The sequence below is a fragment of the Lactivibrio alcoholicus genome, from assembly GCF_055390895.1.
On sequence record NZ_AP042471.1, the window covers coordinates 151,855 to 166,292 of the forward strand.

Genomic DNA, 14,438 nt, shown 5'->3' on the forward strand with positions numbered 1-14,438 from the left:
GTAGTCGTCGGGATTATTTCCGCGATGATTATACCACGTACATACGCCGCCCGAACCGTTCGGTCAGCAACTCGACTCCATCCTCCGTCACGAGATAGTCGTCCTCGATGCGCATTCCGCCGAAACCCTCGATGTAGATCCCGGGTTCGACGGTGACGACGTCGCCCTCGCGCAGCGTATCCGGTGAAACGGGCGAGAGTCTCGGCGACTCGTGAACTTCAAGCCCGAAAGCGTGTCCAAGCCCGTGGACGAAGAATTCCCCATACCCGGCTTCAGCGATGACGGCACGCGCGACGCGGTCGACCTCTCTTCCAGAGACGCCGGGGCGGATCGAACGCACGGCTTCTTCATGCGCGCTGACGAGGACATCCTCGATCTCCCGAACCTTCGCCGGAGGTTCTCCGAGCGAAAAGTTCCTCGTTATATCGGATACGTACCCGTCGACGCGGGCTCCGTAATCGACCGTCACCCATTCTCCCCTTGCGAAAGGCTTGCCGGTCGGGGCTCCGTGCGGCAAAACGCTTCTTTTTCCCGACGCGACGATAAAGCCGTGATCTCCCCAGCCCCCCTCCGCGCCTCCGCATCGGATCTCGTATTCGAGCGCCGCGGAAAATTCGAGTTCGGTCATTCCCTCGCGAACACGCGAGAGAACCCTCAGGTATGCATCGCGGGCGATATCGGCGGCCTTCCGGATACTCGCGATCTCTTCCGGATCCTTCTTCCGGCGTAGGGAGGGAACGAGTTCGCTCGCGTCGCTCCACGCTCGCGCGTCGTCTCTTTTCCGAAGATCCTCGAATTTCCGGACGCTGACGCGCTCCGCTTCGTATCCTATCCGGCGTGCCCCCGTTTCCGAAAGGACGTCGACAAGGACATCCGTCAGGGTCCGCTGTCCGTGCAGACGGATATCGAAGGGAGACTGCTCCCCGGCCTGAGTAGAGTATCTCCCGTCCGTAATCAGGACGGCGTCCTTCCGGGTGATGACGATTCCCGCGCTGGAACCGCGGAACCCGGAAATGTAATACGCTCCCTCCCAGTTCGAACGTTCGACGACGAGAAGAACGCACGCATCCAGTCCCTCAGTCGCCATACGGGCGCGAAGAGCGCTGACGCGATTCCATACGGTCTCGTGAGTCACGACTTCTTTCCTCCTTCGGGAACGGAGGCTTCGGGAAGCCCGATCGTTCGCCATAATTCTTCGCCTTCGACGAGAGGCGTCCCCTCACCTTTCGGAACGATGCGTCCGATACCCCGCGCCGGAACTCCCGCGTTCTTCAGGCGCTCCAGCGCGTCGCGTTCGCGCTCCGCAGGAACCACGGCGACGAGAACGCCCGATGAGATCATGCGGAAGACGTCGAATCCCAGGGAACGACGAACTCTGTCAGTCAACGGCGAGACCGGAAGACTGTCCATGTCGAGCAGAACGCCGGACTGTCCGAGCCTGCATATTTCGGCGAGACCGCCGAAAAGCCCCCCCTCGGTCGGATCGTGCATGAACCGCGCGATGTCACGGAGAACGCGCGCCTCCGGAAGAACGGAGATCTGATCCGTCCACGAACGGACCTCTTCGATTTCCTTTCCCGAAAGGATGTCTCTGAGGAGATCTGGGCGATCATGCGCCAGGATCGACATTCCCTCGAGAGCCACATGCTTCGTCGCGATGACGACATCGCCCTCCCGGATCCCGGTCGCATCGTAGAGAAACGATGTCGGTCCCAGTATCGTGCCCACGAGGACGGGGCGATCGTACATACGCGTCAGCTCCGTATGTCCTCCGACCACGGCCGCACCGATGCGCGAGCACGTTTCGGATATCTCGGCCATGACCGAGTCGATGAATCCGACCCCGAGGGCGACGGGGACGATGAGCGTCACGATCAGGTAAAGAGGGTCGCCCCCCTTGCACGCGATGTCGTTGGCGTTGATATGAACGAGCATCTTTCCCGCGCCTTCGGTCGCCCCGACGATCGGATCCGAGCTCACCGCAAGAAGGGGCGCGTTCCCCCAGCGGATGAGCGAAGCATCCTCCCCTATCCCCGGACCGACGAGAACCTCCGGACGCACGGCGCCGCGATGCCGAAGAACCGCTTTCTCGAGAAGGTCCGGAGGAAGTTTCCCGATCAACGTGTTTTCGTCTCCGCGCATTTCCGCGTCTCTCCTCCCCTGAAACTGTACCTGCAGCCGCACCATATCTGGCGGTACAGTTTCAACTCCCCGCTGCGTTCGAGCGACTTTCGAAAACCGTCGCCCTTGCGGAACACCCGCGGTACCCATTCGAGTCCCGCGGAACGCGCCACGCGTTCGCCTATCCGGTTGATTCGGACGGGATCCTTGTGCGGACTGATCGTGAGCGTCGTGCACAGATATCCGCACCCCTCCGAAACAGCCGCCCGCGCGGCACACGACAGCTGTTCCCGAAAGCAGAGGGAACACCGCCCTCCGCCTTCCGGCAGCGATTCATATCCTCGTACCGCCATGTCCCAGGACTCCGGATCGTATTCCGGGAAAAGAAGAGAATCGCCGCAAAGCGAAAAAACCGTTTCAACGACACTTCGCCGGAGGCGGTATTCGTCCTCCGGGTGGATGTTGCTTCCGTAGAAATACCCCACGACGTCGAAGCCCTCGCTGCGGAGCGAAGGGAGCGGTACGGTCGCGTCCGGACCGCAGCAGACGTGGAGAAGGAGTTTATTCATCGCTCGCCGAGAAGGCGGCGCAGTTCTCCCGTGACTCCGGGGACATCGAGTCCCATGGAAGCGTACACATCGGCCGCCGTACCGGACGCTCCGTACCGGAAGACGCCGAGGTTCGAGACGCGACAGGAAAGCCCGAGTTCCATCATGCGGGAGTTGATGAGGCTGCCCATGCCGCTCCGGACGTTGTGATCCTCGAGCGTCAGGATACGCCCCGTCGATGCCGCTTCGAGAAGCGCGTCGTCATCGGGTGCGAGAGGGCACGAGACGCTGTAGACGGCGACTGATTTTCCCTCGTTTCGCAGAATGTCCGCGGCCTGAATCGCGACATGCGCCATGGCGCCGAGGACGATAACGGCAGCGTCCGAACCGGAACGGACGCGGACGGCTCTGCCGTATTCGAAACGGTTCGTCGACGCAAACAGTGGACTGCCGTCTTCGGCCGCAATAACCGGAATTTTGCTTCGTCCCATCGCGATGCACACGTTGCACGGTTCCGACAAAGCCCAGCGAACGGCGCGGTCCGTCTGGTTCGGATCGACCGGAACGACGAGTTTCCATGCGAACATGTTCCGGAGAAGACCTATATAATCGATCGCCTGGTGCGTCATTCCGTCTTCGCCGACGTCGAGTCCGACATGCGTCAGGATGAGCTTGAGAGCCGTGTTGTTGATATCGTTCAGGCGCTGCTGGTTGTACACCTCGGAAAGTCCGAAGACACCGAAATCCGCCCAGACCGATACCACTCCCGCAACGGAGGCCGCTCCGGCGGACGTCGCGACGGAATGCTCCTGAATCCCGCACTGCAGGAACCATTCCGGGCAGTTTTTCGCGAAAGAATCGGTTTTCACCGACCCCGACAGATCGCAGTCGAACACGAGGATCGGCGTCCTGCCCGGAACCCCGTAGTTCAGAATTCCCGTGTCGGCGAGCGCCTTTCCGAAGGCAGAGCGATTGTCGCTCCCGGCCACCGTTTCGAGCGTTCTTGGTTCTCCCGTTTCTATATTCGTTTCCGGAACGTGGACAGGCGGGAACGAGATCGGTTTGCGTTTCCGGGCTTCCTTTGCGGCATCGAGTTCGCCGGCTTCGAGCCCGAGTTCTTCCATGCCCGACCTGTACTGCTCGGATCCGGCGGCCTTGCCGTGATAGTCCGGAACTGCCTCCATGAAAGAGACTCCCCTGCCCATCACCGTGTTACAGAGGATCACCGTGGGTTTTCCGTCGGAAACCGCAAGGCGCAGGGAGCGGTAGAGATCTTCGGGAGAGTGCCCGTCGCAGTCGAGAACGGCCCAGTCGTCCGCCTCCCAGAGGCGTCTGATATCGGCCGGCATGACGTCTTCGGTTCTTCCCGATATCTGGATGTGATTGACGTCGACCAAGGCTGTGAGGCCGGCGAGCCCAAAACGCGAGGCGATCCTTCTCGCTTCGGCGACCTGTCCCTTCGTCTGTTCGCCGTCGCCCATGAGAACATAGACGCGTCCGGGAGAACGGCGGCGGCTCAGGGCCAGCGCGAACCCGACTCCGGCGGAGAGTCCCTGGCCGAGATTTCCGCTCCCCCAGTCGACCCCCGGAACGGAGCGCTCGACGTGTCCCTGGAAAGGACTGCCGCAGGCTCTGAAATGGGCCGTCGCTTCGGCGGGATCGAAGAAACCGAGCTCTCCGAGAATCGCGTAGGTCGCCGGAGACGTGTGCCCGTGGCTGACGACAACGTAATCCCTGTCCGGGTCGGACAGATTGTCGGGCGAGACGTTCGCGACCATGTAGGTCATAAGCGACATTTCAAGGCTGGAAAGGGATCCGGCGGGATGCCCGCTTCCGGCTCGCGTTGTCATCGTCAGAATATGCCCGCGGCAGTGGTTCGCGGTCTCGCGGAACGCGCGAATCTGTTCGACCGATAGGGTATCGACGGGGAAATCCCGAAGTGAATGTATCTGGTCCTTCATCAATCAGTTCTCCTTCCCGAAAATCGGTGCTCCCGTATTATAGCCGCTATTCGGTATTTCTCCGACCACAAAAAAAGGCGGCTTCCGGCCGCCTTAATAGCAAGTGGCGATGCGCGTCAGGAACTAGATGTAAACCCTCGGAACCCTCTTCAGGAACATGATCGGGACTTCGTAGTTGATCGTTCCCCGAACCGCCGCGATCTCCTCGGGGGTAATGACGTCGGCACCCTGCCGGCCGACGAGGACGACTTCGTCCCCGACGTTCACATCCATTCCGGTAACGTTGATCATCGTCTGGTCCATACAGATATTCCCCGCCATCGGAACCCGCTTTCCCTTCACGAGAACATCGACTTTCATCGAGAGAGAACGCGAATACCCGTCCGCATAGCCGATCGGCAAGACGGCGATTTTCTCCGTCCCCCGCGTCATGTACCGCAACCCGTAACCGACGCCGCTCCGCTCCGGCAATTCACGAACGACCGCAATCGCCGTCTTCACTTCGAAGGTCGGCTTGAGCTCGATCGGACGCACGCACTCACCCGACGGCCACATCCCGTAGAGAATGACTCCGGGGCGCACCGCGTCGAGATATCTGTCCGGCATATTCTTCGATGTCAGAATCCCAGCGCTGTTGCACACATGCCTGAGCGGAATCCTGATACCTCTCGCCTCGAGCGTTCCGAGCGCCTGAAGATATCTGCCATACTGCAACGCCGTGTAGTCCAGCCGGGATTCGTCGGCCGTCGCGAAATGAGTGAAGAGCCCTTCGATGCGGATTCCCGGCAAGCCGAGGAGCTCCTCCGCAACGGAAGCGATCTGTTCCGGAAGGAAGCCGATGCGTCCCATCCCCGTGTCCACCTTGATATGCACGATCGCGTTCTTTCCCTGCGCGACCGCGGCACGGCTCAGCTCCTTCGCGAAAGCCGTGTCCGTGCATGCTGCGGTGATATCCCTCCGGACATATTCTCCGGCCACATCGTACGGAGACGAGCCGAGAACCAGGATCGGTTCGCCGATTCCTGCGTCCCGGAGCTCGATCGCCTCGTCGGGAGTGGCGACCGCGAAACGGCCGCAACCGGCTTCTATCAGCGATCTCGCGATCCGGACGGCTCCGTGGCCGTAGGCGTCCGCCTTGATGACTGCGAAGATCTGCGGCTTCGGGCCGACAAACTTCCGAATCGCGGAGTAGTTGGCCTGTATGTTCGAGAGATTGACTTCCATACGCGTTGGTCGAAATGTCATGTTTGGCCTCCTTGCAAAGTGAGAGGGGGGCGAGGTCTCCCTCCGCCCCCCTCTCCTGCCCGTTCGGAACAAGGGCGGATACCGGATTCCCTCCGAATCGGACAACCCGGGTGGATTCCACAGAGCTTTCTGTCTGCTATACCTTCAGTTTGCCCGAATGCCGCTTCTCGTCGAAATCCTTGACGAGTCTGCGCAGCTCTCCGGAGAGCAGAAGGAGCGCGATCAGGTTGGGGATCGCCATCAGGCCGTTGAGCGTGTCCGCGAGATCCCAGAGGTGGGACAGGAACTGCGCCCCGTTTCCGAGGATATCGCCGCCTGCGGCGCCGAGGATGATGAACGCGATCCAGAGAAGCTTCATAACGGGAATGATCTTGAGTCCGAAAATGTAGACTGCCGCGGTCTCGCCATACCAGTACCAGCCGAGGATCGTCGAGAATGCAAAGAGCGCGAGGCCGACGGAGAGGATCATCGTTCCGGTTCCGCCGAGAACCGACTGGAAGGCCACGAGCGACAGTTTCGCGCCAGAAAGCTCGGGCTGCCCGGTCAGGACGCCGCTCGTAAGGATCGCAAGAGCCGTGAGGGAGCAAATGACGATCGTATCGGTGAAGACTTCGAAGAGACCATACATACCCTGCCGCATGGGGTGGTCGACAACCGCGGTCGCGTGAACCATGGGAGCGGAGCCGAGGCCGGCTTCGTTCGAGAAGACGCCGCGAGCGATACCCTTGGTCAGCGCGACCTTGACACTCCAGCCGGCGATGGCGCCCGGAAGGGCCATCGGATCGGAGAAGGCGAATTTGACCGCATTCCCAATAGCCGTGGGAATTTCAGCGGCGTGCGAGAAGACGACCAGGATCCCGCCGACGATGTAGAAGATCGCCATGAACGGGACGAGGTAGGTCGTGACGTCGGAGATCCGCTTCAGTCCGCCCATTATGACGAGCGCTGTCAGAACCGCGACGATGATTCCCGTGTAGAGATTCGGAATCCCGAAGCCCATGTTGAAGCCTTCGGCCGTGGAGTTCGCCTGGACGGCGCAGCCGATCCCGAAGGAGGCGAGGAACGCGAAGAGGGCAAAGAGCCACGCGAGCCACTTCTGGCCGGCTCCCTTGTCGAGGATGTACATTGTGCCGCCGCGCCAGTTACCGTCTTCATCCTTCTCGCGGAAACGGACCGCGAGCGCGACTTCGCACATCTTCGTCGTCATGCCGAATACTGCGGAAACGAGCATCCAGAAGAGAGCGCCGGGGCCGCCGAGGTGAAGTGCCGTTGCGACACCGGCGATGTTGCCGGTTCCGACCGTGGCCGCAAGTGCGGTGGAAAGGGCTGCGAAGGAGGAGATGGCGCCTTCTCCCTCTTTCTTCTTGCCGAGATTGCCGAAGACTTCCTTGAACATAAGACCGAAGTACCTGAGCTGCGGAAGGCCGAGGATGAGGGTGAGATACACGCCCGTACCGACGAGGAGTGTCAGCATCCAGGGTCCCCAGACGATACCGTTAATAACACCGTTAATCTTCATGATTTGTTCCATTGATGCGATTCCCCCTTATCTTTTCTGACCTGATTCCCCCATAACGCACATCATGAGGGAGACTTCCCCCTTTTCGAGAACACCCATTGCAGGTATTTCGAGCGCTGCCTGGTACACAGAAAAGATAAAAACCGCTCCGTTTATTTCAATTTTCCATACCACTCCCCTCTCTGATCATTACAATTTTTCCGTACCACTATGAACATTCTATCACAATATCGCGTTTCACCGAATGGACGGCGAAGACTTCAGGAGCTTCGCCGTCCATCATTCAGAACTCTACAGATATCCGTTCTCCTTCAGGATCGCCTTCGCCGTCCCGACATTCCGCGCCGCGAGTTTGACGACGGGACCCGTGCATCCCATCGCGGACTCGGCGTAGATCTTCCGCTGCCAGAGGACGCGCACGGCGTCCTCGATCGAAAGGACATCGATTCCGTGTATTTCGTCGTCGGTCGGTTCGGCCGGAGGAGGAACGATTTTCTCTTCCTGAGAGACAGCCTTCGGGGCAAGATCGGCGATGACCGCGTCGAGTCCGGCCTTCCGGGCGGAGGCGAGTTCGGCCGCGACACGGGCCGGAAGACCGCCTCTGACGGCCGCCGCGTTGAACGCGATCGCGTTCGCGATGACGGGAGCTCCCGACGCGCGGGAGATGATCGAAATCACATGCGGCCATCCGTCGCCGCACGAAGGACCGTAGCCCCATCCGAGGGACTCGAAGGAACCGCCGGTCGAATACGACGAGAACATCTTCATCAGCACGTTGCCCGTGAGCGTATCGGTAACGCAGATATCGACGGCGCCGGCGAGGATGTCGTTTCCGCGAAGGACGGCGCCTCCGTCCTTGCGGACGCTCGAGCCGAACGTGATGTCGTATCCCGAGTCCTTCAGCTTCGAAAGCGCTCTGAAGACGAGCTGTGCTCCCTCGATGTTGAGAATCCCGAGAGTCGGGTTCCGCTTGCCGGTCGCCTTCGCGACGGCAATGCCGTAGATGGCGTTCCGGAGCATCGCCTCGGTGCGGAGAATCGCCGACGTTCCCGTCGACGAGGCGACAATCATGTCTTTGCCCCGCGCGGGCGTCAGGACGCGACCGATCGTCGTCACGCCCATCGGGAACGGATAGTGCAACGCGACGGCGCCTTCGATCCGTTTTTCGCGAAGCGCCGTTTCCATAGCCTTCGCGATATCCGCGTCGCAGTCTCCCGTCTCGATCCATTCGAGGTCGTCGTACCCGGCAACCCTCGGCCCGATCATGACGACCCGCACCGATCCGGTCGTCTCCTGGGCGAGGCGGCCGCCGTTCGCGAGCTCCTCCGCTCCGAGTTCGCTGCCGTGGGCCATGAGACCGATACGGACCTTCGGACCGCCGCTTCCGGCCGCTTCGACAATATCGGCGAGAGCCTCGCCGATCAGTTTCTTCACTTCCGACATGCCGACCCCGCCCTTCAGTTCAGCTTGCCCGCGAGTTCCGAAAGCGTTTCGAGAAGAAGGGCCCTGATCTCGTCCTTGCTGACCGCAGCGGCCTTCGCGGCTCCGCTGCTCTTTTCGATGAGGAACGACGCACCGTCAGCCAAATTCGTCAGACGCGCCAGGAAGAGGCTTCCCTTGCCGATGATCATCGCGCGGTTCATGGTTCCGTCGCGGATCGCGTCGCACGCGTGTCCGATGAACGGAACGCCCGAAGGAATGTGCCCCTGCGTATGCGCGAACCCCGTGACGCCCTTCTGTTTCACGAATGTCATCATGTCGGCTTTTTCGACGGCTTTCTTCATGACCGCAAGCGCTGCGATCATCTTGATGTTCGCGAGCGGGACGTCGCCGGCTCCGGCGGGAAGGGTGATCTCGTTGTCGTGGAGTTCGGCGGCGTACTTGTCGACATCGTTGAAGGTCAGTCCCAGCTTCTCGAGCGGTTCGAGAACGAGCGCCGACGTGATCGCCTGCGGCGCCGATCCCGCTCCGACGGTATGCTTTCCGATGGCGTCCAGCCGCATGACGGGATTGGTCCCGTCGTCGGGGACGAGGAGAACCGCGAAATTCCCGAGGCAATCCTCGAGCGCCGGCATCTCCTTCTTGACGTGGTCCCGGCCGTTCATGAACAGCTTGGGGATCGCTCCGCCCGCAACGACGACGCAATTCTTTCTCGTGCCGGCGGCGACCTGCGACGCGGCGGCGATCATCGCGTTGACGGGCCCCGCGCAGAAACCGCGCACGTCGCATCCGGACGCGTTGACGCATCCGGCAATCTCGGCGACCGCTTTCGCGAAGTTTCCGCCCGCGCGCTGGTTCATGTCCCCTGCGCCCTCTTCGGAGCATTCGATCACGAAATCGACGTCCCTCGGATCCATGCCCGTGTTCTTCAGGAGGTGCAGCAGGGCGAGAACACCGCCCGCCTTGCACGCAAGGTTTTCGAGAAGGACGTAGGCGAAGAGGCAGTCGTCGACTTCGTGACCGTTCCGCGCGCATCCGACGATCTTTCCGTCCGAGTAGAGCGCGCGCGCTTTCTTCCCGGAGATTTCGGCATCTATTTCCGAACTGTCGTGTCCGGCTTCCAGACGGGCAAGGAGTGCCTCCGTCATGACGGGATTCGTCGAGAGCTTCTCCCGGACGGACGCGGCAAAGGATTTCTCGAGCCAGATGATATCGAAGACGTCGCATATATCGACAAGTCCGAGGAATTCGTCCTCGGGCATGATCTCTCCGTATTTCCCGTACCGCTTCGCTCCGGCGACGCGGTTGACGTACCAGGGCTGCGGTTGCTTTTCGAGCGCCTCCAGGGAAATACCGCCGATATACGCCTGGTTCGGGGCGTAGTCCTTCGCCTCTTCGTACGTTTGCACATGCTCCGGCAGTTTGGCCAGGAATTCCGACGCTCCCTTCGTCTCGTGCTCGACGAAAGGCGTGTTGCCATAGTGCAGTCCGAGTTCCGGGGCATGGTTCAGACAATAGGCGTATCCCTTGATTCCGACGCTGCTCATACCTCAAAAAACCTCCTCGTTGTTCAACGCTTCCCCTTCCGGGGGATTTCCTTCGCAAGTAGAAGGCCCAGGGCGACATGCCCCGGGCCTCGAATTGCGCAATCAGTCGGTAAAGACAGTCTGCTCGCTGATCTCGGTCTGAAGCGCCTTGAGAGCCTTCATGACGAGACGGCGACGAAGTTCCTTCTCTTCTTCCGCGGGTTTCGTGGGATCGCCGAGGGGATGCGGGATGGCGACCGCCGGAACGATACGGTTGGCTCCAACCGTGAGGGAAATGGGAACTATGGTGCAGACGTGAACGACCGGGAGACCTGCTCTTTCGATTTCCTTGACCATCGTTGCGCCGCAACGAGTGCAGGTTCCTCAGGTGGATGTCAGGATAACGGCCGTCACTCCGTCAGCGATCAGCCTTCGCGCGATCTCCGCGCCGAACTTCTTCGCGCTGGCGACGGCCGTTCCGTTGCCGACCGTCGTGTAGAACTTCTCATGGAGCTTCTTGAAGACGCCCTGCTTCTCGAATTCGCGAAGGACGTCGACGGGAAGCACGCGGTCGGCGTCCTGGCAGGCGTAGGTCGCATCGTATCCGCCGTGCGCGGTCTCGTACTTCTCGGCCGTGAGATCCATGACGCCGGCGATCGAGTACTCGCCGAACTTGCTGGCGCTCGACGCCTCGATGTGGTCCGGGTTGCCCTTCGGGCAGATTCCGCCCGACGTGACGACCGCGACGACCGCGTTCTTCATGTCCTTGACGGCGGGGTTCGGCGCCACGCGGTCGAACACGGGCATCGGGTACTCCGTCGCGAAGGGTTGCCCCTTCATCTTGGAGACAAACATGTCGACGCAACGGTCAGCGGCGAGTTTGTCGTAGAACTTGTTCCTGCGGATGCCGCGCTCGATGTAGCCCTCTTCTTTCGGGGTTCCGAGCTTCTCGCCCCTGAGAAGCTTCAGGACGAGCTTTGCCATCGCCGGAGCGGCGTTTTTCATTCCGGCGGCGCTGTCCGCGGTCTCGATGATGTACCCGAACTTCTTGTACATCTCCGCGCCGGGGTTCTCGGGATACATCCCGGAGACGACCGGAATTCCGAGTTCCTTGGAAACGACCTCCAGGATTCCGCCGCATGCCGTGCCGTAACGGCCGGCGTTGAACGCCGGTCCGGCGACGACAGCGTCGGGTTTGTATTTTTTGATCATCCCGATGATCGTGGCTTTCGCAGCATCCATATTGGAAGCGAAATACGAGTCACCGCAGATAACCGTCGCGACGATCTGCGCGTCAGCACCAAAAGCGGCCTTCAGGGCCATTCCGGGGCCGACGACGCTCTCGCGCACCTCCGGCTTGTAATCGGCTTTTTCTTCTCCTCCGATACCGGCATAGAACTGGTTGATATAGTGAACGATACGGAAAGACATTCGTAAACCTCCTTTCCTCGTGGAGTTTACAGCTTGTATTGGCTGAACTGCTCGCGTATTTCCTTGACCGACGCCGCGAGGGCTTCCGGATCAAGGACCATCTCCATCATGCTGATCTGCTCTTCCCATGCGGCAGCGTCAGCTTCGGCGCGAATCTCGGAATCGAACACGTGATACACGGCGAGTCCCAACGGGACTCCAGCCAGCGGACCTGCATATGTCGGATCGCCGTTCGACACGGTCTCCGCGTAGATCCCGGCGCCTTCGGCGTCGGAGGATCCGAGGATGACCACGGTGTTGGCGGCTCCGAACTTCTCAGCGGCGTCCTTGATGCGCTGCTGATTCTGCAGATCCATGGCTCCCGCAGCCGTTCAGACGAAGCACTCGGTCACCGAAAAGACGATCTCGGCGCCGCTGTTTTTCAAGCATGCCTCCATGGCGGGTCCGGGAACGCCGTCGCGCTCTCCCAGAAGAAGCAATTTCTTTCCGGCCAGTTTGCCCATGCTGTGCACCTCCTCTTTCAGATTTATGAAGAACCTCTTCGCAAAGCGGTTCCGTTCCTAGATCGTGTACGCTCCGAGCTTCGTGTAGCCGAGTTCGCTGGTCGCGCCGGTGATGGCCTGAAGCTCGACCGTGATCGTTCCGTCGGCGGCGAGAGAGCCCTGCCATCCGCCCGCGATGACGTTCGCTTCCTGCGGGAAGCCGATAACCGTCTTCATCGGCGGCAGAACGATGACTTCGTTCGCGTTCCCGGCGGTGACGCAGGCGTCGCCTTCCTTGCAGGAATCCGCAAGGGACTGGCTCGCGCCGTCCTGTCCGGCGTATTCGTCGGTGAGGAGGCAGGTCTTGATACCGGCCCGCTCGGCCTTCCAGCAGTTCATGATGAGGTCGGCGTCCGGGTTCCCGAAGCCTTCCTCCGTGATGACGATGCCGTCGACGCCGAGCATCTTCGCGAGCTTGATCGCGTAGGAGGAACTCCGGCGCTTGTCGGCGAGCGTGACGTTCTCGTTCGTGACGATGCAGCCGACGAAGTTGAAGTCCTTGCCGTGATGCCGGAACATCGCATCGATGACGGGGTTGTTCTGGTGCGAGTAGGTGTTGTTCTTGTCGCAGGCGGACACGCAGTTTCCGGACGCGATCGCGCCGTCCATGACCTCGGTCGGGCTGATCAGCGTCGGAAGGATCTTCTTGACGTCAACGCCGTAGAGCCACGTGTCGTGAAGGAGTCCCTGCGTCTGAAGCATATAGAGGTACGCGACCTTCGGAAGCGCGGGATGAGCGTGCATCGCGTCCTTGAGGTTCGCGAACTCGAAGCTCTCGACCGCGTCGGCCTTCGCGTCCTTGCAGCATTCGGCGAGGTACTTCGCGGTTTTCAGCCCTGCGACGCGGCACGCGGCCTCGTGCTCGTGCTTCTCGAGATCCTTGACGGGTTCGAGAACCAGCACGACATTGTTCGTCTTCGAATACGGCGTGTACTCCGCGCCCGGTCCCTGCATATCGATGATACCTTCCTGGAACCGGACGATCTGGCCGGTCGTCACGACCGCGGCGCCTTTCAGGACGAGCGTCTTTCCCTCGCCGACCGTTTCGACGTCGCTGACCATTCCAGGGAAGACCTGACCGGAGCCCTCGAGCTTGAAGCGGGGTTCGATGACATCCTTGACCGGAAGAATTCGGACACTTTCGCCGGGCATCGCAAACGCGATGTCAACCTTGGCGAGACGCTCGTCCGCGGAAAGCAGCTTCACGAGCTCTTCCTTGTTGACATGAAGAACGCCCTTTTCGACGTGCGTCTTGTTTCCCCACGCGAGTTTCGTTACGTGTACCTTGTGCAGTTCAAGTTTCAATGCAATTCCCCCCTTTGTTCTCCTGCAGTTACAGAAGAGCCTCGACGTTTTCCCGAATCTTTTCGAGGGTCACGTCCGGACCGCTGATGCGCGCGACCTCGGCACCTCCCTTCCAGAAAAGAAATGTGGGAAGCCCCATGACTTTGTTCGCAATGGCCACGCGACGGTTTTCGGAAACGTTCACCGAAGTGAATTTCACCTTTCCTTCGTACTCCTCGGCCATTTTGTGGACGTTCGGAAGAAGCGCCATACAGGGACCGCACTTCGGCCCCCAGAAATCGACGAGCACCGGGAGCGTACTTTCCTTGACCTCCGCATCGAAGTTGTCCTTGGTAAGTTCAATCATTTGTCGGTTCACCTCCTTTCGGAATCATCGTCACACCGGAACGCAGGAGTCCCAGGCTTTCGAGACTGCTCCGCATCAGTTCGGACTCGACAAAGGCGTAATCGGACGCGATGAAGTCCGGCAGCGAATCCGCACGCGCGAGACGTTCGAAACACGACCGATAGATTCCAAGAGCGTTTTCGATCAGAGAAAGAGAGTATTCGTCGACAGGATGGGGATCGGAAAAGATCCGAAGGACGACGGAACGATACGGCTGCTGGTAGGGGCGCAAGTTTCCGCACAACGGATGCGTCAAAATTTCCGCACCCTTATGGACGTAATCACGGACCCGGATGAGAACATCAAACGAAGAGCCTTCGACGAAATCGATCTCGTCGACACGGCCCTTATACGATACATTATTGGACACCAAAAGACATCGGCTGCTCAATACACTGCCTCCTCATTCGCAGCG

13 protein-coding genes are annotated in these 14,438 nt (G+C 60.4%); all 13 read right to left on the minus strand.

All coding sequences use genetic code 11. From position 1 onward, the window contains the following. Window positions 1-28: 28 nt before the first annotated feature. Entirely contained in the window at window positions 29-1,135 is a 1,107-nt protein-coding gene (locus ACZ5IU_RS00795; RefSeq protein ID WP_464419547.1) for a M24 family metallopeptidase, read from the minus strand. Beyond that, window positions 1,132-2,142, minus strand: coding sequence for an AIR synthase-related protein (locus tag ACZ5IU_RS00800; RefSeq protein WP_464419549.1), 1,011 nt, complete (start codon window positions 2,140-2,142; stop codon window positions 1,132-1,134). The genes ACZ5IU_RS00795 and ACZ5IU_RS00800 overlap by 4 nt, the downstream gene beginning before the upstream one ends. Then, window positions 2,118-2,690 (minus strand): epoxyqueuosine reductase QueH, encoded by a 573-nt coding sequence (locus ACZ5IU_RS00805; RefSeq protein ID WP_464419551.1) that lies wholly within the window; start codon window positions 2,688-2,690, stop codon window positions 2,118-2,120. The genes ACZ5IU_RS00800 and ACZ5IU_RS00805 overlap by 25 nt, the downstream gene beginning before the upstream one ends. Next, entirely contained in the window at window positions 2,687-4,630 is a 1,944-nt protein-coding gene (locus tag ACZ5IU_RS00810; RefSeq protein WP_464419553.1) for a transketolase, read from the minus strand. The genes ACZ5IU_RS00805 and ACZ5IU_RS00810 overlap by 4 nt, the downstream gene beginning before the upstream one ends. Before the next feature lie 123 nt (window positions 4,631-4,753). Beyond that, window positions 4,754-5,875, minus strand: a complete 1,122-nt coding sequence (gene alr / locus ACZ5IU_RS00815) for an alanine racemase (RefSeq protein ID WP_464419555.1) — start codon at window positions 5,873-5,875, stop codon at window positions 4,754-4,756. Window positions 5,876-6,011: 136 nt separating this feature from the next. After that, on the minus strand, window positions 6,012-7,406 hold the full coding sequence (locus tag ACZ5IU_RS00820; protein WP_464419557.1) for an alanine/glycine:cation symporter family protein: 1,395 nt from the start codon (window positions 7,404-7,406) through the stop codon (window positions 6,012-6,014). A 279-nt stretch (window positions 7,407-7,685) separates the two neighbouring features. Next, a complete protein-coding gene (grdD, locus tag ACZ5IU_RS00825) occupies window positions 7,686-8,837 on the minus strand; it encodes a glycine/sarcosine/betaine reductase complex component C subunit alpha (RefSeq protein WP_464419559.1) in 1,152 nt (383 codons plus the stop codon). Between the two features lie 14 nt (window positions 8,838-8,851). Then, window positions 8,852-10,381, minus strand: a complete 1,530-nt coding sequence (grdC, locus tag ACZ5IU_RS00830; protein WP_464419561.1) for a glycine/sarcosine/betaine reductase complex component C subunit beta — start codon at window positions 10,379-10,381, stop codon at window positions 8,852-8,854. A gap of 102 nt (window positions 10,382-10,483) precedes the next feature. Further along, complete coding sequence (gene grdB / locus ACZ5IU_RS00835) at window positions 10,484-11,791, minus strand: glycine reductase complex selenoprotein B (protein WP_464419563.1); 1,308 nt, start codon at window positions 11,789-11,791, stop codon at window positions 10,484-10,486. Between the two features lie 26 nt (window positions 11,792-11,817). Beyond that, on the minus strand, window positions 11,818-12,294 hold the full coding sequence (gene grdA, locus ACZ5IU_RS00840) for a glycine/sarcosine/betaine reductase complex selenoprotein A (RefSeq protein ID WP_464419565.1): 477 nt from the start codon (window positions 12,292-12,294) through the stop codon (window positions 11,818-11,820). Between the two features lie 57 nt (window positions 12,295-12,351). After that, complete coding sequence (locus tag ACZ5IU_RS00845; protein WP_464419567.1) at window positions 12,352-13,638, minus strand: glycine/sarcosine/betaine reductase component B subunit; 1,287 nt, start codon at window positions 13,636-13,638, stop codon at window positions 12,352-12,354. A 28-nt stretch (window positions 13,639-13,666) separates the two neighbouring features. Beyond that, window positions 13,667-13,984, minus strand: coding sequence for a thioredoxin family protein (locus ACZ5IU_RS00850; RefSeq protein WP_464419569.1), 318 nt, complete (start codon window positions 13,982-13,984; stop codon window positions 13,667-13,669). Continuing rightward, window positions 13,977-14,414 carry a GrdX family protein gene (locus ACZ5IU_RS00855; protein WP_464419571.1) on the minus strand — a complete coding sequence of 146 codons (438 nt, stop codon included), beginning with the start codon at window positions 14,412-14,414 and terminating at the stop codon, window positions 13,977-13,979. Before ACZ5IU_RS00855 ends, ACZ5IU_RS00850 begins: the two co-directional genes overlap by 8 nt. Between the last annotated feature and the right edge of the window lie 24 nt (window positions 14,415-14,438).